The organism is Brucella oryzae (assembly GCF_041929965.1).
GTDB lineage: Bacteria > Pseudomonadota > Alphaproteobacteria > Rhizobiales > Rhizobiaceae > Brucella > Brucella oryzae.
Genome location: NZ_JBHEEO010000009.1, coordinates 35,627 through 55,937 on the forward strand (window position 1 = coordinate 35,627; position 20,311 = coordinate 55,937).

Below are 20,311 nucleotides of genomic sequence, written 5' to 3' on the forward strand. Positions count from 1 at the left end.
GCCCTATCCCGTCCGAATGGAGATTTTCGTGAAAAGACTTCTGATTACCGGTGCTGCGGGTGGACTGGGGCGCGTGATGCGCGAAAAGCTGGTCGGACAGGCCGAGCTGTTGCGCCTTTCCGATGTTGTCGATATGGGGGAAGCCAAGCCCCATGAAGAACTTGTTCAATGCGACCTTGGCGATCTGGATGCGGTCACGCGCCTTGTCGAGGGCTGTGACGGCATTTTGCATCTTGGCGGCATTTCCACCGAGGCGTCTTTCAGCAAGATACTCAACGCGAATATCGTCGGGATGTACAATCTCTACGAGGCAGCGCGGACGCATGGCCATCCGCGCATCATTTTCGCCAGTTCCAATCACACGATCGGTTTCTATCGACAGAACGAATATATCGACGCAAAGGCGCCAACGCGGCCGGACGGGCTATATGGCGTTTCAAAATGCTTTGGCGAGTCCATCGCCAGCCTGTATCACGACAAATTCGGGCAGGAGACCGCAATCGTTCGCATTGGATCGTGCTTCGAAGAGCCGCGCAATCATCGCATGCTCTCCACCTGGATGTCCCATGACGATTTTGCCAGCCTGATCGAATGCGTTTTCCGGGCACCGATGATGGGATGCCCCGTCATCTGGGGTGTTTCGAATAATGACTCGATGTGGTGGGATAATAGCCGTGCCGGTTTTCTCGGCTGGCATCCAAAGGACAACGCCGAACGTTTCCGTGCCGCGCTTGAGAAGACGACACCGCGACCAGCACCCGATTCTGCGCTCGCAGTCTATCAGGGCGGTACATTTGTCGATGAACCGATCCATCAGGACGATTGATCGGCTCTTCCGTGTACAGATGGAAGCCTTGCAAGGGCAGGGCTTCTCCAGTTTGATAATATTTTGAAGCGCATATTTTGCTTTACGTACCTCAAAACGAAAGCTAAGCTTTTCATCGTGACGCTTTGGGAGGAGTTCACGTGCAGTCAGAAGCATCGAGACAGAGCACATTTAAGAAGCGCCAATTGCGGCAGTTTGCCGTGGACGGTTGCCTATGAGTGCGCCGGAAAAAGATGACGGTCTTGCGCTGCTGGAGGCTGTGTCGCTTTCCAAATCTTTCGGTCCTGTCCAGGTTCTGAAAAATATTGATCTGCGTATTTTCGGCGGCGAAGTTCATGCGATCATCGGTGAAAACGGTGCCGGAAAATCAACGCTGATGAAGCTGCTTGCAGGCAATGAACGCCCGACGAGCGGGGAAATCCGCATTGACGGCAAACCTGTGTCCTTCTCGGGGCCGGTGGAAGCCGAAGCGCAGGGCATTGTGCTGGTGCATCAGGAAATTCTGCTGGCGCCTGATCTGACCGTCGCGCAGAACATCTATCTTGGTCGCGAGCTCAACCGTGGGCTGGTTGTCGATGACAAGTCGATGCGGGAAGGTGCACGCAAGGCTATCCGTGATCTTGGTGCGGATATCGATCCGGATGCGGTTGTGGGTTCCCTGTCGATTGCACAGCGCCAGCTGGTCCAGATCGCCCGCGTGCTGCTGGTGCCGCATCGTGTGGTAATTTTCGACGAGCCGACCGCTTCGCTGACACCGTTCGAGACGGAGGCGCTGCTGAAAGTCATTCGCGATATTCGCGCGAAGGGCGTCGCTGTTCTCTACATTTCGCACCGCCTGCCGGAAGTGAAGGAAATATCCGATCGCGTGACCGTGCTTCGCGACGGCAAGCTCGTTTCAGCGCATCTGTCTTCTGAATTGCAGCCTGCCGATATGGCGCGCCTGATGGTCGGTCGTGACGTTTCAAAGCTTTATCCTGACCGCGCAAGCCAGCATGACAACGCTGCCATTCTTGAAATCGAGAACTTCAGCGTGCCGGGCTATGTGCGAAATGCGAGCTTCCGTCTGAACCGGGGCGAGATACTCGGCTTTGCCGGTCTGGTCGGTGCTGGGCGCACGGAATTGATGGAGGGCATCGTCGGGCTGCGCCCTGGCAGAGGTAACGCGCGCCACAATGGCAAGCCGGTGCATTTCCGCAATGCGCATGAAAGCCAGAAGGCGGGGATCGTCTATCTCAGCGAAGACCGGAAGGGTAAAGGGCTGCTTCTGTCCAAGGATATGGGTGTCAATCTCACACTTGCTTCCTTGAAGAAATTCGTGAGCGGTTTGCAGATCGACCGCAACCGGGAACGCACTGCGCTCGACGATGCGATCCGCGCGTTCGATATCCGCACTGGCCGCAAGGACATTCTGGCGGGTCAGCTTTCGGGCGGCAACCAGCAGAAGCTTTTGCTTGCCAAGATGATGATGCTCGATCCGTCCATCGTCATCATCGATGAACCGACACGCGGCATTGATGTCGGCACGAAGGAGCAGATCTATCAGTTTATCGCCAATCTGGCCGATGAGGGGAAATCGATCATCGTCGTTTCGTCGGAAATGCCGGAACTTATCGGTATCTGCGACCGCATCGTTGTGATGCGGGAAGGGCGGATTGCCGGTGAGGTGACAGGCGACCGTATGACGGAACATGACATCGTCGTGCTTGCAACCGGCGTTGAAGCTGAAAATGCCGCATAAAAACAATAAAGTGGGAAGTAGATGACACAGGTTGCGACCGATAAAAGCTCAGTGCCGAGAACGTCCAGGGATTGGGACCTGCGGGCAATTGCCCCGTTCATTGCGCTCGCCTTGCTGCTTGTTCTGGGCGCCATTGCCAGCCCGAACTTCATCAGTATCGACAATCTTCTCAATGTCGCAACGCGCAGCGCTTTCATTGCCATTATCGCGCTTGGCGCTACCTATGTGATCTCGTCCGGCGGGCTCGACCTGTCCGTGGGCGCAATGGTGGCATTCGTTGCCAGCATCATGATCCTGTTCATGAATAGCGGAGTGATTGCCGATCCGGTGATGATGCTGATTGCCGCCGTGATGCTGGCGCTGATCGTCGGTGCCGCCTGCGGCCTTTTGAACGGGCTGATAACGACGGTGGGCGGCATAGAACCCTTCATCGCAACGCTCGGCACGATGGGTATCTATAGGGGCCTGACGACCTGGCTGTCTCAGGGCGGCGCGATCACCCTGCGTAATTCCGAAATTCAGGCCATGTACCGTCCCGTCTATTACGGACACATAGCTGGTATTCCGATACCGGTTATTTTCATCTTTGCGACGGCGGCGCTTGCGGCATTCGTCCTTTATCGGACACGCTATGGCCGCCATGTCATCGCAGTCGGATCGAATGAGGACGTGGCGCGCTATTCCGGCATTTCAGTCAAGAAAGTGCGCACTGTCGCCTTTATCATTCAGGGCCTTTGCGTCGCTGTGGCTGTGCTTCTTTATGTGCCGCGTCTGGGGTCTACGTCGGCCACGACCGGCCTGATGTGGGAATTGCAGGCGATCACCGCCGTCGTTGTTGGCGGCACGGCGCTGCGGGGTGGCGTGGGGCGTATATGGGGCACGATCTGCGGCGCGTTCATTCTGGAGATCATCGGCAACATCATGATCCTGTCGAACTTCGTCAGCGAGTATCTGCTGGGAGCCATTCAGGGTGCGATTATCATTATCGCCATGCTTGTGCAGCGTTCGCTGTCGCGGCGGTAATCAGGGTTTTGGCGGGATTGGTGGGGCGATTCCAGCCAGAGAGGAATGAGAGCCCCGCATTTACTGGGAGGAAGACTATGCGAGGGAATTTGATGAAGCTTGCTTTCGCCGCTTTGACGGCGGGCGCGCTTGCCTTTGGCAGCGCAGCAAGCGCACAGGACAAGAAAGTGACAATCGGTGTGTCGATCCCGGCTGCCGATCACGGCTGGACGGCCGGCGTCGTCTATCACGCCGAGCGTGTGGCGAAGCTTCTGATGGAAGAGCATCCGGGCCTCAACGTCATCGTCAAGACGTCGCCCGATGCCGCATCGCAGGCCAATGCGTTGCAGGATCTGGCCGTACAGGGCCTCGACGGGCTGGTCGTTCTGCCGACCGATCCTGATCCACTTGTCAACGCTATCAAGGAAATCAAGGACAAGGGAACCTTTGTCGCTCTGGTTGACCGCGCGCCGAGCAGCAACGACAATTCCATCCGCGATCTCTACGTGGCCGGCAACAACCCGGCACTCGGACAGGTGGCAGGCGAATATATCAAGAAGACCACTCCCGATGCGCAGGTCGTCGTCATTCGCGGTCTGCCGATCCCGATCGATCAGCAGCGTCAGGATGGTTTCGACAAGGGCATTGAAGGCTCCAACGTGAAGGTTCTGGACCGCCAATATGGCAACTGGAACCGCGACGATGCCTTCCGCGTCATGCAGGACTTCATGACTAAATATCCGAAGATCGATGTGGTCTGGGCGCAGGATGACGACATGCTTGTCGGCGTTCTTGAAGCCATCAAGCAGGCGAACCGCTCCGACATTCAATATGTCGTGGGCGGGGCAGGTTCCAAGGATATGATCAAGAAGGTGATGGACGGCGACAAGCTTGTGCCGGTCGATGTTCTCTATCCGCCAGCGATGGTTTCGACCGCAATGGAACTCGCCGCCGGTCATTTTTATGACCAGATTCCGGTGAGCGGCAGCTATATCCTCGATGCAACGCTCGTCACCAAGGACAATGCCAAGGACTTTTATTTCCCGGATTCGCCGTTCTGATCACGGCCCGGCGCGTCTCGTCAGAGGCGCGCCTTATTTCATTCTGGAGGAGTTTCGATGAAGACGATCAAGGGGCCGGGGATTTTTCTTGGGCAGTTCGCAGGCGATGAAGCGCCGTTCAACACATGGGATGGCATCACCAAATGGGCTGCCGAAAAAGGCTATGCCGGGGTGCAGGTCCCTACATGGGCGAGCCAGCTGATCGATCTGAAAAAGGCTTCTGAATCCAAGGATTATTGCGACGAATTCGCCGGTGTGGCGCGCCAGAACGGTGTCGAAGTCACGGAGCTTTCAACCCATTTGCAGGGACAGCTCGTGGCGGTGCACCCGGCCTATGACGAAGCGTTTGACGGTTTTGCGGTGCCGGAAGTGCGCGGCAACCCAAAAGCGCGCCAGCAATGGGCGGTCGAGCAGGTAAAGATGGCGATCCGCGCCTCGCGCAATTTTGGCATTGGCGCGCATGCGACCTTTTCCGGTGCACTGGCATGGCCGTTCATCTATCCATGGCCGCAGCGTCCCGCCGGTCTGGTCGAAACCGCGTTTGAGGAACTCGCCCGCCGCTGGAAGCCGATCCTCGATCATGCTGACGAGCATGGCGTCGATATATGCTATGAAATCCATCCGGGCGAGGACCTGCACGATGGCGCGACATTCGAGATGTTTCTGGAGCAGGTCAAAAACCATCCGCGGGCCAATATGCTCTACGACCCGTCGCATTATGTCCTGCAGTGTCTCGATTATCTCGACAATATCGACATCTACAAGGACCGCATCAAGATGTTCCACGTCAAGGATGCGGAGTTCAATCCGACCGGGCGGCAGGGCGTCTATGGCGGCTATCAGGGTTGGGTCAATCGCGCGGGCCGCTTCCGTTCGCTGGGCGACGGTCAAGTGGATTTCGGCGCGGTGTTTTCCAAGATGGCAGCGAATGATTTTGACGGCTGGGCCGTGGTCGAATGGGAATGTGCGCTGAAGCACCCGGAAGACGGTGCGCGTGAAGGCGCGGAGTTTGTCAAGGCGCATATCATCCGCGTCACCGACAAGGCGTTCGATGATTTCGCTTCCGGCGGCACCGATGACGCCGCCAATCGACGTATGCTGGGATTATGAGGACGCAATGACCATAGAAGCAAAGACCACGGAAACAGCCGCTCCCCGCATCCGCCTTGGTATGGTGGGCGGTGGAGCGGGGGCGTTTATCGGCGGGGTGCACCGCATGGCGGCGCGGCTCGACAACCGGTTCGAACTGGTGGCTGGCGCCTTGTCGTCATCTGCGGAAAAGGCGCAAGCCTCGGGGCGAGAATTGGGGCTGGCCGAAGACCGCATCTATTCCAGCTACAAGGACATGGCCATTCGTGAGGCGCGGCTGAAAAACGGCATCGAAGCCGTTTCCATCGTAACGCCGAACCACGTTCATTATGAAGCCGCCAAGGAGTTTCTGCGGCGCGGCATCCATGTCATCTGCGACAAGCCGCTGACCTCGACGCTTGCCGATGCGAAGAAATTGAAGAAGGTCGCTGATGAAAGCGGCGCTTTGTTCGTTCTGACGCATAATTACACCGGCTATCCGATGGTGCGGCAGGCGCGCGAGATGGTCGCCAATGGCGAGCTTGGGGATTTGCGCGTCGTACAGGTGGAATATGCGCAGGACTGGCTCACCGAAGCGGTGGAAGCGACCGGCGCGAAGGGCGCTGTCTGGCGCACCGATCCGGCGCAATCGGGATTGGGCGGCGCAACCGGTGATATCGGCACCCACGCCTTCAATCTCACCTCTTTCGTAACCGGCCTGACGCTCGACAGCCTTGCCGCCGATCTCGACAGTTTTGTCGAGGGACGTCGCTTGGACGACAATGCGCATGTGATGCTGCGTTTTGAAGGCGGCGCGAAGGGGATGCTCTGGTGCAGCCAGGTTGCGCCCGGCAATGAAAATGCGCTGCGCCTGCGCATCTATGGCACAAAGGGCGGCATTGAATGGGCGCAGGAAGACCCGAACTATCTCTGGTTCACGCCTTTTGGCGAGCAGAAGCGGCTCATCACGCGGGGCGGTGCCGGTGTCGGCTCTGCGAGCGCCCGCGTGACCCGCGTACCGGCGGGACACCCGGAGGGCTATCTGGAAGCTTTTGCCACGATTTATTCGGAAGCCGCCAATGCCATAGAGGCCCATCGCAACGGCAAAAAGCCGGATAAAGCAGTGGTCTATCCGACTGTCGATGACGGCTTGAAGGGCGTTGCTTTCATCGATGCCTGCGTGCGCTCGTCACAGAAAAACGGTGGCTGGGTCAAGCTTTAAAGAGGAAAGGGCGCCGCTGGCGCCCTTTTTGTTTCAGCGGGTTCAAACGTAGCGATTGACGATGTTTTCCAGATATTCCTGACGACCGGATTTCGGCTGCGGATTGATATCCTTCGCCTCGACTTCAGCGGTGATCTGGTCCAGCGAAAGGCCGGTCAGAAGCTTTTTGCCGAAATCGCCGTTCCAGCCTGCATAACGCGCATCGAGCGGCTTGGACAATGCGCCGTCTTCAAGCATTCCGGCGGCTGCTTTCAGCCCGCGTGCGCAGCAATCCATCCCGCCGATATGGCCGATCAGCAGATCCTGCGGATCGAGTGACTGGCGGCGCAGCTTGGCGTCGAAATTCGTGCCGCCGGTCGTGAAGCCGCCTGCAAGCAGAACCTGATAATAGGCGAGCGCCATTTCCGGCACATTATTCGGGAACTGGTCCGTATCCCAGCCCGACTGGTAGTCATTGCGGTTCATGTCGATGGAACCGAAAATGCCAAGCGCACGGGCAAGCGCCAGTTCGTGCTCGAACGAGTGACCGGCCAGAATAGCGTGGCCCTGCTCGATATTGACCTTCACTTCGTTTTCAAGACCATAGCGCTTGAGGAAGCCGTAGACCGTCGCGACGTCGTAATCATATTGATGCTTGGTCGGCTCCTGCGGCTTCGGTTCGATCAGGATCGTGCCCTTGAAGCCGATCTTGTGCTTGTAGTCGACCACCAGATTGAGGAACCGGCCCATATGGTCGAGTTCACGTCCAAGATCGGTGTTGAGCAGCGTTTCATAGCCCTCGCGACCGCCCCACAGCACATAGTTCTCACCCCCGAGCCGCTTGGTGGCATCGATGCAGCTTTTCACCGTCGCGGCGGCAAAAGCGAACACGTCCGGATCGGGATTGGTGGCCGCGCCCGCCATATAGCGGCGGTTGGAGAAGAGGTTCGCCGTGCCCCAGAGAAGCTTTACGCCGGTTTCGGCCTGCTTCTTCTCGAAAATATCGACGATTTCGTTGAGATAGCGCGTATTTTCCGCAAAGTTGCGCCCCTCTGGCCGCACATCGGCATCGTGGAAGCAATAATAGGGCGCACCGAGTAGCGAGAAGAACTCGAAAGCCACGTCGGCCTTGAGCTTTGCCGCGTCCATCTCGCTGGAATACCATGGGCGGTCGAAGGTGCGCCCGCCGAACGGGTCGCCGCCCTCCCAGGCAAAACTGTGCCAGTAGGCTACCGCAAAGCGCAGATGGTCTTCCATGCGCTTGCCCAGCACGATTTCATCCGGATTATAGTGACGGAATGCCAGCGGATTGTCGCTGTCCGGCCCCTCATATTCAACCTTTTGAATGTCGCCGAAAAATCCGGTGCTCATTATGTCCTCCCGTTCGAATGTCGTCGTGTCTGATTGTTTGCGGCAGCGTCACTAACCGGCGAGGGCGTGAAGTGCCGGATAAAGGGCGTGATAACGCTGATAGGCTTCCTCATAGGCCGGGAGCAGGGTGGCTTCCGGCTCTATCGTGCGTTCCGTGCGTGGCGGCGTGCAGACGGCAAATGGATCGGCGCTGGTGGTCGCAATGAGACCCAGTCGCGCGGCACCATAAGCGCCGCCGAAGTCGCCTTCTTCCGGCAATGCAATCGGCACGTTCAAGGCCGTCGCGATGGCCTTCAGCCAATAGGTGGAGCGCGAGCCGCCGCCGACAGCGGTAAGCGACTTGATATCCGTGCCAGCCGATTGCAGCGCGGCGAGATTGTCGCGGATAGCGAAGGCGACGCCTTCCAATACGGCTTGCGTCAATGCGCGCTGATCGGATTCATGCTCCAGACCTGAAAACACGCCGCGTATCTTCGCATCGTTATACGGAGTGCGTTCGCCGGAGAGATAAGGCAGGAATGTCGCGCTGCCCGGCGCATTCAGCGTGTCGCCAAGTGCCTTATCGAGTTCATGCGCCGTTTTGCCGACAAGCCGCGCATACCAGTCGAGCGCGCTTGCCGCTGACAGGATGACGCCCATCTGGTGCCACGTGTCGGGCAGGGCGTGGCAGAAGGCATGAACCGCGCTTTCAGGCTTTGGCTGATAGGCGCCGTTTGCCGCGAAGAGGACGCCCGAAGTGCCAAGCGAAACGAAGGCATGACCGGGCCTGACCGTGCCCATGCCGCAGGCAGACGCTGCGTTGTCGCCAGCGCCGCCCGCCACGACCGGCTGACCGGCAATGCCCCATTCGGCGGCAAGTTCGGCCCGCAGCCGTCCGGTTGCGTCCGTGCCTTCGGCAAGGCGCGGCATCTGGCTTTTGTCAAGGCCGGTCTTGTCCAGAAGGGCGTTGGACCAGCGGCGCGCCCCAGTATCGAGCCAGCTCGTACCTGCCGAATCCGACATATCGGAGACATATTCGCCGGTCAGCCACAGGCGCAGATAGTCCTTCGGCAGCAGCACCTTGCGGATGCGCGTAAAAATCTCCGGTTCGTTCTTGGCAACCCAGACCAGTTTCGGGGCGGTAAAGCCGGGAAAGACGATATTGCCGGTGATGGCGCGAAAGGCCGGATCGGCATCGAGTTCGGCCGCTTCGCGATAGCTGCGCGTATCGTTCCAGAGGATGCAGGGGCGCAGCACCTGATCCTGTTCGTCCAGCAGGGTAGCGCCGTGCATCTGCCCGGAAAGGCCGATACCGGCAATCGCCGAAAATTCTTTCGGATGGGCCGCGCGCAGGCCATCGATTGCAGTGCGGCAGGCTTTGATCCACTGGGCCGGGTCCTGTTCGCTCCAGCCCGGATGGGGGCGCGAAACGTCCAGTTCGCCGTGGGCCGAACCAACCACCGTCTGCCCGTCATCGATCAGCAGCGCCTTGACACCGGATGTTCCTAGATCGATCCCGAGATACATATTTGCTCCTGTTGGAAAGGCCCTGTTGGAAAGGCATTGCCGCGCGCGTCAGTCGAAATGCGGCAGGTTGTCCTTGAGAAAAATTTCGATGCGGATGTGTTCCTGCCCCGGCACGATCGCCAGACGATCCGCGGAGGCTTTCAGCACCCGGATGGCGCTGCGGATTTCATGGCCCGCATCCTGCGCCAGCACCGCATGGATGATGCCGTCGGAAAGCGCTTTCGAGGTCAGGCTGTCGCGTTCATGGGCGATGACGAGCGGGCGATTGGATGCGTGTTTTGCGAGTGCCTTCACCAGGCCGCTATTGCCCGCGCCGAGGCTGTAAATCCCGGCAATGTCGCTGCGCTCCTCAAGCAGTCTGCCGACAAGTTTTTCCACACGCGGGCCTTCATCGAAACCTTCCAGCACCGGCAATATCTCGCGGCCCGGAAAGTCTCCCTGCATCGCTGCCGTAAAACCGTCGAAACGTTCCTGATGATCGCGAACCTTCAACGAACCGGCGACGACTGCAAGAGCCCCCTCCGTTCCATTGGCGAAAAGCCCCAGAAGCCGCGCTGCCGTGCGCCCCGCCGCGCCATTGTCGACGCCGACATAATGCGTTCGGGTGGATTGTCCGAGATCGGAAACAAGCGTGACGGCGTGGATGCCCTGTTCGCTCAACCGGGCGCAGGCTTCGCGCACGGGATCGGTATCGACCGCCACGAAGGCAACGCCGTCAGGCCTGCGCATGGCGCATTCGTCCAGCGCCGCGACGAGTGCCGCCTCATCGAAAGCGGGGACAAGCACGACATTGACCCGGACCCGCTCGGCCAATGCCCGCTCGGTCGCAGCTTGCAGTTCCGCGCGCAGGCTCAGCATGAAGGTATTTTCATTGTCCGGCAAAATAAAATCGAACTGGTAAAGCTTGCCGCGTGCGAGGTTGGCAGCGCCCACATCGCGCACATAGCCGAGCGTGTTCATCGCATCCATAACCCGGTCGCGTGTCTTTGCTCTCACACCCGGACGCTCGTTCAGCACACGGTCGACCGTGGCAAGACTGACGCCCGCTGTTCTGGCTATATCATGGACTGTAGGTTTCATCCTCGCTCCTTGATGCGGACCATAAGATCAAAAATGAGGTACGTAAATCAAAAAATCCTTGCTATTCATTTTTCTTCACGTATCAATGGTTGCCGAGGATGGGGCAGTGTGTCTTTTGCGCGCTGTCCTGATGGAGTGATCTTGGCGCAAGGCGCCTTTGGGAGGATCAGCCATTCAAGGAATAAGCAGCTCCGAAGGGGCTGTCTTGTCGTGCGAACTCCGGGGGCGGAACACGTTCGGGGGCGCGGTTTGGTATCAGCCGGTAGCAAGCCGGTGTTGTTTGGAGGAGATTTGCATGAAACGTCGTAATTTTCTGACCGGCGCGCTGGTTGCTGCAGCTTTGGGCATTGGCGCCATGGTGTCCACGCCGGTCTATGCTTCGCCGGAAAATCCGGTCATCGGCTTTTCCATCGACGATCTTCGCGTCGAGCGCTGGGCGCGTGACCGCGATTATTTCATTGAGGCTGCCGAAAAGCTGGGCGCCAAGGTCAATGTGCAGTCGGCTGACGGTAACGAGGAAAAACAGGTCAAGCAGGTTGAAAACCTGATTGCGCAGGGCGTTGACGCCATCGTCATCGTGCCGATGAACTCCAAGGTTTTCGACGCGGTTGTGGCCGATGCCAAGGCATCCGGGATCAAGGTTCTGTCCTATGATCGCCTGATCCTCAATGCGGATGTCGATGCCTATATTTCGTTCGACAATGAGCGTGTTGGTTTCATGCAGGCGGAAGCCGTCTTGAAGGCCAAGCCGGAAGGCAATTATTATCTCCTCGGCGGCTCGCCTACGGATAACAACGCCAAGCTTCTCCGCGCCGGTCAGGAAAAGGCCCTCAAGGAAGCCATCGATTCCGGCAAGGTGAAGGTCATTGGCTCGCAATGGGTCAAGGAATGGAGCCCAACCGAAGCGCTCTCCATCATGGAAAACGCCCTGACGGCAGCGCAAAACAAGATCGATGCGGTTGTCGCTTCAAACGACGGTACTGCCGGTGGCGCTATTCAGGCTCTGGCCGCACAGGGACTGGCGGGAAAGACTGCTGTTTCCGGACAGGACAGCGACCTTGCTGCCGTCAAGCGCCTGATCGACGGCACGCAGACCGTAACCGTCTACAAGCCGCTGAAACTCATCGCCTCGGAAGCGGCAAAACTGACCGTCCAGATGGTCAAGGGCGAGACGCCGCAATTCAATGCCAAGCTCGACAATGGCGGCAAGCAGGTTGACACGCTTCTGCTGACTCCGACCGCCGTGACCAAGGACAATGTCGACATATACGTTCAGGATGGCTTCTATACCAAGGAGCAGATTTACGGGAAGTAAGCCTTTCCGGCAATTTAGCCCCGTACGAATGGTGAGGCCGGAAGTCTGGAAATCATGATCCGGCTCCGGCCTCACAGAAACTGTCTGTGACAGCGTTGTCGGGAACTTTCTGCCATATCCGGCTCCGTGCAACACATTCTGATGCACTACTGCAAGGTCGTATACGATGTCCGAATATCTTTTAGAGATGCGCAATATCGGTAAGGACTTCAACGGCGTGAAAGCGCTTGACGGTATTTACCTGAAAGTGCGCGCGGGCGAGTGTGTCGGCCTTTGCGGCGAGAATGGCGCTGGCAAATCCACGCTGATGAAAGTGCTGTCCGGCGTTTATCCCCATGGCACCTGGAGCGGGGAAATTTTCTGGGAAGGCCAGGAACTCAAGGCCACAGGCATCCGCGACACGGAAGCCGCGGGTATTGTCATCATCCATCAGGAACTCATGATGGTGCCGCATCTTTCGGTTGCGGAAAATATCTTTCTGGGATCGGAACCGACAAGCGGCGGCTTCATCGATTATGACCAGATGAATGCGCGCGCGACAGAACTTCTGGCGCGGCTCAATATCCACGACATTAATGTTGCGCTTCCAGTTTACCATTATCCGGGCGGCAAGCAGCAACTGATCGAGATCGCAAAGGCGATAAACAAGAATGCAAAGCTGCTCATTCTGGATGAGCCGACTTCGGCGCTGACCGCATCCGAAACACGCGTTCTTCTCGATCTCATCAAGGATTTCAAGGCGCAAGGCATGGCCTGCGTCTACATCTCCCACAAGCTGGATGAAGTGGCCGAAATTTCCGATACGGTGACGGTCATTCGCGACGGAACGCATATCGCCACCAAGCCGATGGTGGAACTTACCACGCCAGCCATCATCACCATGATGGTGGGCCGCGAGATGAAAAACCTGTTTCCGCGTGAGCCGCACGATATTGGTGAGGTCATTTTCGAGGCGCGGAACATCAACTGCTGGGATATGACCAATCCAGATCGCAAGGTAGTTGACGATGTTTCGTTTGCGCTTCGACGCGGGGAAATCCTCGGTATTGCCGGGCTTGTGGGCGCGGGGCGGACCGAACTGGTGTCCAGCCTGTTCGGCGTCTGGCCGGGAGCGCATGAGGGGCAGGTCTTTCTGGAAGGCAGGGAACTGAAGATCCGTACGCCCCGCGATGCGGTTCGACAAGGCATCTGCATGGTGCCGGAGGACCGAAAGAAGGACGGCATCCTGCCCATCATGCCGGTCGGCTATAATATGACGGTCTCGGTGCTGGACCGCTTTTCCCTGCGCGGATTGCTCAACAAGGAAGCGGAGCTGGCCACGATCCAGCGCGAAATTCTGCGCCTTAAGGTGAAAACCGCTGATCCAATGCTGGAAATTGCGTCCCTGTCCGGTGGAAACCAGCAGAAAGCTGTGCTTTCAAAGATGATGCTGCCAGACCCCAAAGTACTTATTCTCGATGAGCCGACGCGGGGCGTCGATGTTGGCGCGAAATATGAAATCTACAAACTGATCTTCGCACTCGCCAAACAGGGGGTCGCGGTGCTGATGGTCTCTTCCGAAATGCCGGAAGTACTCGGCATCAGCGACCGTGTTCTCGTGATCGGCGAGGGCAGGCTGCGCGGTGATTTTCCTAATGAAAATCTCACCCAGGAGAAGGTGCTTGCCGCCGCAATCGGCAAGCCAATGACCGATGCGGCCTGATCCTCGATGAACTATTTGTTTTCACGCATTTTCCGAACGCAGGGTCGGTTCATATCCTTGCTGAAAATGCTCAAACCTGACCGGTGCATGATATGACATTGACGGGCAAAAGCCTTCGGAAGTTTCTGGCGGATTATAAGATCGTCGCGCTGCTGATCGTGGTCGCGCTCATCTGGGCGTTATTTGCAATCCTCACCTATGATCCCGAGATGGGGCGTTCGCAGTTCCTGACTGCGCGCAACTTCTCCAATCTCCTGCGCCAGATGGCCATTACGGGAATGCTCGCATCCGCGATGGTTTTTGTCATTGTGGCTGGTGAAATCGACCTTTCGGTCGGCGCGTTGTTAGGGCTTTTGGGCGGCATCGCCGCTGTTCTCGACGTGATCTATGGATGGCCCCTATGGGCGACAATCAGCACGGTACTGGTTCTCGGCGTGGCAATCGGCGCCTTCAATGGCTGGCTGACCGCCTATCTCGGCATACCGTCCTTCATCGTCACGCTCGGCGGACAGCTCGTCTTTCGCGGCATCGTGCTTGGCATCATGGGCGGCGTCACCATCGCGCCGATCTCGCCGGAGTTCAAATATATCGGGCAGGGCTATCTGCCGGGCTGGCTTGGCAATCTGTGTGCCATTGCGCTGTTCGGCGTGCTGATCCTGATGACGCTGCGCACGCGGGCCAGCAAGCGCAAGCACAATCTCCAGACGCTTTCGTCGGGTATGGAAGCCGCACGCCTTCTCGGTATCGGTATCCTGATCCTCGGTTTCATCCTGATCCTCAACAGTTATCAGGGCGTGCCGGTTCCGGTCCTGATCCTGCTGGTGATCCTTGGCGTCTTCACCGTTATCGCAAAACAAACTGTGTTCGGTCGCCACATCTATGCGGTTGGCTCCAATACGGAAGCAACCCGCTTTTCTGGCGTTAACGTCAATTTCGTCAAGATGGCGGTGTTCGCCTTGATGGGACTGATGGCGGCGGTGGCGGGGCTGACGACAACCTCGCGCCTCGCGGCTGGCACGCCATCGGCGGGCATGGGCGGTGAACTCGATGCCATTGCCTCGTGTTTCATCGGCGGCACCTCCATGCGCGGTGGCGTCGGCTCGGTGCTCGGTGCACTGGTCGGCGCGCTCATCATGTCGAGCCTCGACAATGGCATGTCCATGCTCGGAGTCGATACATTCTGGCAGCAGATCATCAAGGGCAGCATTCTCGTTCTGGCCGTCTATCTCGACATCGTGTCTTCAGGCACGCGGCGCGGATAAGTGCCGCCCTATATATTAGATAAATAAAATATATTGAGCCCTACCAATCAGCTGGCTAAACTGTGGCCATGACGATGCTCAAGGATATTGGCGGTCTGCTCGCTCTGACAGCCCGTCTTCTGGCTCGGTTCTGGCCCCAGTTGCTGCTTATCGGAACGCTGGGCTATATTGCGCGCGACCTGCTGCTCGATGCTGCGGTGAGTGCGGGCGGATATTTTCCGCTCGCCGGAATGGTCGTTCTTTCGCTGGTCGTGCTAGTCAAGCTGCTCGTGGTGGTGACGATGTTCGCCGCGCTGCGGCCCGGATTGCCTGCCCTTGCCACTTTGCGCCAAACCGCTACGGGAGGCGCGGGATCCTCGCCCGACAATCGCAGGGCTGACCGCATGCTGATGGTGACGGCGGCCGTCATCCTGCCGTTCTTCGCCTATTATGCTGCATGGGGCTTTCTTGGCGATACGGTTCGCGAATATTCGCGGCTTGCTTTCGAGCGCACTGCCTTTGGCGAGAAGATGCATATATTCGATCTTGTGCGCTCTGGTAGCCTGATCGCAGCAATTCTCGTCTGCTGGTTGATCCGCTGGATTGCCAAACGGACTAATGAAAAAGTTCATTCGCCATGGCTTCGGCTGCTCATCGTCGCTGCGGATGCAAGCTGGATATTCATCGGTCTGTTCGCACTCGACAAGTGGAAAGACGATCTGATCCGCTGGATCGGCGCTGGCTCTCTGCTCGACAGTTTCGATGTCGGTGCTGCATGGCTTTCGATGAGCGCTTACGCTGCCGAAAATTTCGTACCGGTAGAGTTCCAGCAACCGAGCTTTTGGGTGCAGGTGCAAAATCTGTTCTTCTATGCGCTCTTGCCGATGGTCTGGCTGGTAATGGCCGCTATAATCTATGGCTATGATCTGTCCGCCAAGAAAGCGCCTGTGCCGCCAGCCCCATCTCGCGGAACAACCTTCCGGAAGTGGCTGAGCGATTTCGCCGCGCATTATCTGGGCGGTTATCGCAGCCGTTACCGGCCTGTCTGGACCTGCCTGAAACTGGTCGCCGGGGCAGGACTTGGAACCCTGCTGTCATTTATCGTTCTTTATCGCGCGATAAGCTGGATCGGTGCGTGGATCTGGTACAGCACGACCCATTATCTCGGACCGTACGATATCGAAATCTGGCAGCGTATTGCCAATGTTCTGGTTATTTTTATTGGCAGCCCGTCGGAGCTTGATGGCGGCATTCTGCTTGATGCGATACGTATCGCGCTTCTGGCGGCGGTCCTCGAATATGCGTTGGTGAGCCAAAAGAACAGAGCTATTTCAGAACCAGATGCTCAGGCTGTTTCCCAAGCATCGTAAGCAATAGCGAAAGCTCTCCGGCATTTGCAGGAACAAGGAAGCTCTCGACAAGGCGAACTGGGCCGCTGCCGTTCTCATTGGCGAGATCGTAACATTTCAGCTTGTCGGCAGCTTCCGGCTTCAGCTTCCGGATGGTTTGCGTCGATACATACAAGGTCGACCAGCGGCGGTCTTCAGTGTCTGTCACGGTCATGAAACAGGGTATCAACCGTTTCAATTGATCGGCGTCCTGAATAGTCACTTCGACTTCAGCAAGCACAATGTTTGTCTCCGGCAATGTGCCCGGAAACCTGTCCAGTGCGACCAGTTTCCAGTTGCCGCCCCCATAAGCCCGCACATTGCCGCGGGGCACGACCATCGGCTCTTGCAGGGTCTGCTCGATCCATCGCAACAGACCACCGTCGGAACCAACGAAAGCCGCAAGGGGCAGAGCGATAATCAGAAGGGCAAGGCATATCCAGAACGGCTTCCGCTCACCAGATGAGGTCGTTTCGTTCATTGGCTGACCTCCAATTGCCAAGGCATGATGGTCCCCATACGTTTGATCGCGATTGACCGGCTGACATTGTCCTGTGCCGTTGCGCTCATACTGATCTGCATTTGTTCTGAAAGAGGTGTCATTGAAGATTCGGCAATCAGCAGCTTTCCGCCTGCGATCTGGTCAGGCGGCAATTCAAACACCATCAAGATTGGACGCGGTATCCCTGGTTCCAGCCGTTCGGAGCCCACTATGCCGGGTGCAAGCGTCGGACGGCTGCTCATGGCATAGCGGATACCATTTGGTCCAAGCCATTCGACCGACGCAAGCCCAAGGCTTTCGATCTTTGCTTTCGCTGCGGCCTCGATGACCAGCCATTCGCCGTCCGTATCATAAGTGCGGGTGCTTCCTGTGCCGGGCGTCGTCAGTTCACGGGCCCGATAGGAGTTCACGATGCCAACCACAAAACGGCTGGTTTCGACGGGCTTTCCCTGCTTTCCCTCAACGGTGACCGAGGAAAAGATATTGCTGTAATAAGGGGTGGAATGCTGCATGCCATAAAGCGCGGCAATCGCCACACACAGCATGACGGCGCTTTTGAGCCAGTCTATCATCCTTCGCCCCCGGCGGATGACATATCAACGGGCAATTGAATGACAGCGACCGGGTCCCGATCGAGCCATGTAGAGGCCCCATAGAGATTATCCCGCTTCTTGTAGATTTCGCTGCCGATGAGGAGTCGGACTTCCTGTGGCGGAGCTTTGCCTTGCGGCCATTCCCACGCCACGGTCAGCTTTTCCGGCATGCCGGGATGGACCCGGCCCGCAATCCATTTGTCGCGCACGATGTAGAAAGTTGGATCGGTCAGAGCCGGGTTCGGCGGGTCGAGGGTCAGAAGCTTTCGCGGCGCATAGGCTGAAGATGCGGAACGATTGTCGAGACTGACATCGACCATGAGATAGTTTTTAGGCTCGTAAGGTTTTACGCCGGTTGGCGGAACAGAGCCAAAGCGTGCGCCGGTTACCGCCACATGCCAGCGCCCGGTGTCGACCGTTTCACCGACGCCCACTTCCCGCATGGGTTCGGGATTGGCTGCTTCATAGATTGCCGTTGCGTAGGAGAATACGCTTGCGGCGGCTGTACCGATACCTGCGATGACGATGGCAGCCAGTCGCTGCCGAAAGCTTCGGCGCTGTTCGTCCGCCATGACACCTCCCTCTGTGCTGGCGATTCAAACGACAATCCAAGCCCTTGGTAACTATAGCATATCAATGTTCCATCGTCATCTTTTGGCTTAACCTAGGTTAGCTCTCCTCGACGAACACCTCGTCGCGCTTCTTGCGTACCGATGGAAGCAGCACGACCACGAGAACGGCAGCAGCTATGGCAAGCAGAACGGCGCTGATTGGCCGGGTGAAGAATGTTGCCGGGTCGCCGCGTGACAGGATCATGGCGCGACGCAGATGCTCCTCCAGCAACGGACCGAGAACGAAGCCAAGCAGCAAGGGAGCGGGTTCGCAACGCAGTTTGGCCAGCAGATAGCCGATGAAGCCGAAGAAGGCGACTGCATAGAGATCGTAGACGTTCGAATTGACGCTATAAACGCCGATGGAACAGAAGGTCATGATGATGGGGAACAACACGTAATAAGGCACTGTCAGCAGCTTCACCCACAGACCGATCAGCGGCAGGTTGAGGATGATAAGCATGAGATTGCCGATCCACATCGACGCGATCACGCCCCAGAACAAGGCCGGCTGTTCAGTTGCAACATTCGGTCCCGGCACGATGCCCTGAATAATCATGGCGCCGATCATCAATGCCATGACCGGGTTGGCGGGAATGCCGAGTGTCAGCATGGGAATGAATGATGTCTGCGCACCGGCATTGTTTGCGGATTCCGGTCCCGCCACGCCAGCAATTGCGCCTTTTCCGAATTCTTGTGGTGTGTTGGAAATGCGCTTTTCCACCGTATAGGAAGCGAAGGACGCGAGAATAGCGCCGCCGCCCGGCAGAATGCCAAGAGCTGAACCGATGACGGTTCCGCGCAGGATTGGGGCGGTCATGCGTTTGAAATCATCACGTGTCGGCATTAGCCCGGTAACCTTTGCCATCAGCACTTCGCGCGAATGTTCGTTTTCGAGATTGCGCAGAATCTCAGCGATACCGAACACTCCGACTGCTACGGCAACGAAGTTGAGGCCGTCTGCATATTCGGTAATACCAAAGGTAAAACGCGGCGTGCCGGTATAGATATCGGTGCCAACAAGGCCGAGTAGAAGCCCGAGAACGACCATCGCCAGTGCTTTGATGATTGAACCGTGAGCAAGAGCCACGGACGAGACCAGTCCAACGACCATCAGCGAGAAATATTCAGCCGAGCCAAATTTCAGGGCAATTTCAGTCAGGGGTGGAGCGAAGATCGCCACCAGAAAGGTGGAGACCGTACCGGCGAAGAATGAACCGATTGCCGCGATTGCAAGTGCTGCACCGGCGCGCCCGTGGCGTGCCATCTGGTAGCCGTCGATGGCGGTCACGGCAGACGAGGATTCGCCCGGCATGTTAATGAGAATTGCAGTCGTCGAGCCGCCATATTGGGCACCGTAATAGATGCCAGCGAGCATAATAAGCGCGGAAACCGGATCACCAATCTGAAAAGTGATCGGCAGAAGCATGGCTATGGTCGCTGTGGCGCCAATGCCCGGCAGAACGCCAATCAATGTGCCAAGCAATACGCCAATCAGGCAAAAACCGAGATTGGCAAGCGTTGATGCCGTCGAAAAACCAAGCGCAAGATTGCTGAAAAGTTCCATGCTCGTGCCTCTTAAAATGGCCACCAGGGCCCGAAACGCTGATAGGGCAGCGCGAGCGCATAGCTGAACACAATGACAGAGAAAACCGTGATCGCAGCGGCAAGAATGATTGCCGTCAGCGGCTTCATGCGCATTGAGGCGAAAGAGGCGATCAGGCAGGTCAGGAAGAGCGATGGCACGAAGCCGAGGCCGCGCACGGTCAGGCCGAAGAATATCGGCGCAGGCAGAATGAAGAACAATCCGCGCCATGCAATAGGACCCATTGGCTCACCGGAAACCCGTGTAGCCTGGATAAGGATAACCAGTCCAAGCAGGATCAGGACGCCGGACAGGACAAGCGGGAAATATCCCGGTCCCATGCGAAGCGATGTGCCTAGGTCCAGACCTAGCGAATGATAGGCAAAGAAGGCGCCGGTCAGTGTGAGAAGGGCACCGCACAATCCATTGGTCGGATCTATCGAAAATTTCCTTGAGGGCTCGTTCATGGCCAATCGTCTTTCGGATTTGCCGTTGAAAGGGCTATGCCGGAAGATCGGCAT

Annotated in this window: 18 protein-coding genes; 10 read left to right on the forward strand and 8 right to left on the reverse strand. The window is 57.5% G+C overall.

All coding sequences use genetic code 11. The annotated features are described in order from the left end of the window. The first annotated feature begins 28 nt into the window (after positions 1-28). The 6 genes from JNC70_RS11690 (at position 29) to JNC70_RS11715 (ending at position 6,917) form a co-directional block, all read left to right on the forward strand. Positions 29-826, forward strand: a complete 798-nt coding sequence (locus JNC70_RS11690) for an NAD-dependent epimerase/dehydratase family protein (RefSeq protein ID WP_104754599.1) — start codon at positions 29-31, stop codon at positions 824-826. 214 nt (positions 827-1,040) lie between these two features. After that, a complete protein-coding gene (locus tag JNC70_RS11695; RefSeq protein WP_104754420.1) occupies positions 1,041-2,564 on the forward strand; it encodes a sugar ABC transporter ATP-binding protein in 1,524 nt (507 codons plus the stop codon). A gap of 21 nt (positions 2,565-2,585) precedes the next feature. Then, the gene (locus JNC70_RS11700; RefSeq protein WP_104754421.1) at positions 2,586-3,587 is read left to right on the forward strand and encodes an ABC transporter permease; all 1,002 of its coding nucleotides are present in this window, start codon (positions 2,586-2,588) and stop codon (positions 3,585-3,587) included. Positions 3,588-3,664: 77 nt separating this feature from the next. After that, positions 3,665-4,627: a substrate-binding domain-containing protein gene (locus JNC70_RS11705; RefSeq protein ID WP_104754422.1), complete on the forward strand. Its 963-nt coding sequence runs from the start codon at positions 3,665-3,667 to the stop codon at positions 4,625-4,627. A gap of 57 nt (positions 4,628-4,684) precedes the next feature. Then, entirely contained in the window at positions 4,685-5,737 is a 1,053-nt protein-coding gene (locus tag JNC70_RS11710) for a sugar phosphate isomerase/epimerase family protein (protein WP_104754423.1), read from the forward strand. A gap of 7 nt (positions 5,738-5,744) precedes the next feature. Next, positions 5,745-6,917, forward strand: a complete 1,173-nt coding sequence (locus JNC70_RS11715; protein ID WP_104754424.1) for a Gfo/Idh/MocA family protein — start codon at positions 5,745-5,747, stop codon at positions 6,915-6,917. A 42-nt stretch (positions 6,918-6,959) separates the two neighbouring features. On the opposite strand, the gene xylA is transcribed toward JNC70_RS11715, so the two are convergent. Genes xylA through JNC70_RS11730 form a run of 3 tightly spaced genes read right to left on the reverse strand, consistent with a single transcriptional unit; the run spans position 6,960 to position 10,853 of the window. Continuing rightward, the gene (xylA, locus tag JNC70_RS11720; RefSeq protein WP_104754425.1) at positions 6,960-8,267 is read right to left on the reverse strand and encodes a xylose isomerase; all 1,308 of its coding nucleotides are present in this window, start codon (positions 8,265-8,267) and stop codon (positions 6,960-6,962) included. 51 nt (positions 8,268-8,318) lie between these two features. Beyond that, complete coding sequence (xylB, locus tag JNC70_RS11725; RefSeq protein WP_104754426.1) at positions 8,319-9,773, reverse strand: xylulokinase; 1,455 nt, start codon at positions 9,771-9,773, stop codon at positions 8,319-8,321. A gap of 48 nt (positions 9,774-9,821) precedes the next feature. Then, positions 9,822-10,853, reverse strand: a complete 1,032-nt coding sequence (locus JNC70_RS11730; protein WP_104754427.1) for a LacI family DNA-binding transcriptional regulator — start codon at positions 10,851-10,853, stop codon at positions 9,822-9,824. A 295-nt stretch (positions 10,854-11,148) separates the two neighbouring features. On the opposite strand from JNC70_RS11730, the gene xylF reads away from it, so the two are divergent. From xylF to JNC70_RS11750, 4 genes are all read left to right on the forward strand, one after another. Then, positions 11,149-12,168 (forward strand): D-xylose ABC transporter substrate-binding protein, encoded by a 1,020-nt coding sequence (xylF, locus tag JNC70_RS11735; protein WP_104754428.1) that lies wholly within the window; start codon positions 11,149-11,151, stop codon positions 12,166-12,168. A 166-nt stretch (positions 12,169-12,334) separates the two neighbouring features. Continuing rightward, positions 12,335-13,870, forward strand: a complete 1,536-nt coding sequence (locus tag JNC70_RS11740) for a xylose ABC transporter ATP-binding protein (protein WP_104754429.1) — start codon at positions 12,335-12,337, stop codon at positions 13,868-13,870. 92 nt (positions 13,871-13,962) lie between these two features. Then, on the forward strand, positions 13,963-15,132 hold the full coding sequence (locus JNC70_RS11745; protein WP_104754430.1) for a sugar ABC transporter permease: 1,170 nt from the start codon (positions 13,963-13,965) through the stop codon (positions 15,130-15,132). Positions 15,133-15,200: 68 nt separating this feature from the next. Next, positions 15,201-16,481: a hypothetical protein gene (locus JNC70_RS11750; RefSeq protein ID WP_104754431.1), complete on the forward strand. Its 1,281-nt coding sequence runs from the start codon at positions 15,201-15,203 to the stop codon at positions 16,479-16,481. On the opposite strand, the gene JNC70_RS11755 is transcribed toward JNC70_RS11750, so the two are convergent. The 5 genes from JNC70_RS11755 to JNC70_RS11775 form a co-directional block, all read right to left on the reverse strand. Next, a complete protein-coding gene (locus JNC70_RS11755; protein ID WP_104754432.1) occupies positions 16,438-16,980 on the reverse strand; it encodes a hypothetical protein in 543 nt (180 codons plus the stop codon). The genes JNC70_RS11750 and JNC70_RS11755 overlap by 44 nt on opposite strands. Then, positions 16,977-17,570, reverse strand: a complete 594-nt coding sequence (locus tag JNC70_RS11760; RefSeq protein ID WP_374788598.1) for a hypothetical protein — start codon at positions 17,568-17,570, stop codon at positions 16,977-16,979. Before JNC70_RS11760 ends, JNC70_RS11755 begins: the two co-directional genes overlap by 4 nt. Beyond that, positions 17,570-18,166, reverse strand: coding sequence for a hypothetical protein (locus JNC70_RS11765; RefSeq protein WP_104754434.1), 597 nt, complete (start codon positions 18,164-18,166; stop codon positions 17,570-17,572). The genes JNC70_RS11760 and JNC70_RS11765 overlap by 1 nt, the downstream gene beginning before the upstream one ends. Before the next feature lie 97 nt (positions 18,167-18,263). Then, complete coding sequence (locus JNC70_RS11770) at positions 18,264-19,772, reverse strand: tripartite tricarboxylate transporter permease (protein WP_104754435.1); 1,509 nt, start codon at positions 19,770-19,772, stop codon at positions 18,264-18,266. 11 nt (positions 19,773-19,783) lie between these two features. After that, positions 19,784-20,257: a tripartite tricarboxylate transporter TctB family protein gene (locus JNC70_RS11775; protein ID WP_104754436.1), complete on the reverse strand. Its 474-nt coding sequence runs from the start codon at positions 20,255-20,257 to the stop codon at positions 19,784-19,786. Between the last annotated feature and the right edge of the window lie 54 nt (positions 20,258-20,311).

Excerpts from the sequence above, each read along its gene's own strand:
- JNC70_RS11695 (WP_104754420.1), top strand. The coding sequence starts at position 1,041 with ATGAGTGCGCCGGAAAAAGATGACGGTCTTGCGCTGCTGGAGGCTGTG.
- xylB (WP_104754426.1), bottom strand. The coding sequence starts at position 9,773 with ATGTATCTCGGGATCGATCTAGGAACATCCGGTGTCAAGGCGCTGCTG.
- JNC70_RS11755 (WP_104754432.1), bottom strand. The coding sequence starts at position 16,980 with ATGAACGAAACGACCTCATCTGGTGAGCGGAAGCCGTTCTGGATATGC.
- xylA (WP_104754425.1), bottom strand. The coding sequence starts at position 8,267 with ATGAGCACCGGATTTTTCGGCGACATTCAAAAGGTTGAATATGAGGGG.
- JNC70_RS11765 (WP_104754434.1), bottom strand. The coding sequence starts at position 18,166 with ATGGCGGACGAACAGCGCCGAAGCTTTCGGCAGCGACTGGCTGCCATC.
- JNC70_RS11705 (WP_104754422.1), top strand. The coding sequence starts at position 3,665 with ATGCGAGGGAATTTGATGAAGCTTGCTTTCGCCGCTTTGACGGCGGGC.
- xylF (WP_104754428.1), top strand. The coding sequence starts at position 11,149 with ATGAAACGTCGTAATTTTCTGACCGGCGCGCTGGTTGCTGCAGCTTTG.
- JNC70_RS11710 (WP_104754423.1), top strand. The coding sequence starts at position 4,685 with ATGAAGACGATCAAGGGGCCGGGGATTTTTCTTGGGCAGTTCGCAGGC.
- JNC70_RS11700 (WP_104754421.1), top strand. The coding sequence starts at position 2,586 with ATGACACAGGTTGCGACCGATAAAAGCTCAGTGCCGAGAACGTCCAGG.
- JNC70_RS11740 (WP_104754429.1), top strand. The coding sequence starts at position 12,335 with ATGTCCGAATATCTTTTAGAGATGCGCAATATCGGTAAGGACTTCAAC.
- JNC70_RS11750 (WP_104754431.1), top strand. The coding sequence starts at position 15,201 with ATGACGATGCTCAAGGATATTGGCGGTCTGCTCGCTCTGACAGCCCGT.
- JNC70_RS11770 (WP_104754435.1), bottom strand. The coding sequence starts at position 19,772 with ATGGAACTTTTCAGCAATCTTGCGCTTGGTTTTTCGACGGCATCAACG.
- JNC70_RS11715 (WP_104754424.1), top strand. The coding sequence starts at position 5,745 with ATGACCATAGAAGCAAAGACCACGGAAACAGCCGCTCCCCGCATCCGC.
- JNC70_RS11745 (WP_104754430.1), top strand. The coding sequence starts at position 13,963 with ATGACATTGACGGGCAAAAGCCTTCGGAAGTTTCTGGCGGATTATAAG.
- JNC70_RS11775 (WP_104754436.1), bottom strand. The coding sequence starts at position 20,257 with ATGAACGAGCCCTCAAGGAAATTTTCGATAGATCCGACCAATGGATTG.
- JNC70_RS11730 (WP_104754427.1), bottom strand. The coding sequence starts at position 10,853 with ATGAAACCTACAGTCCATGATATAGCCAGAACAGCGGGCGTCAGTCTT.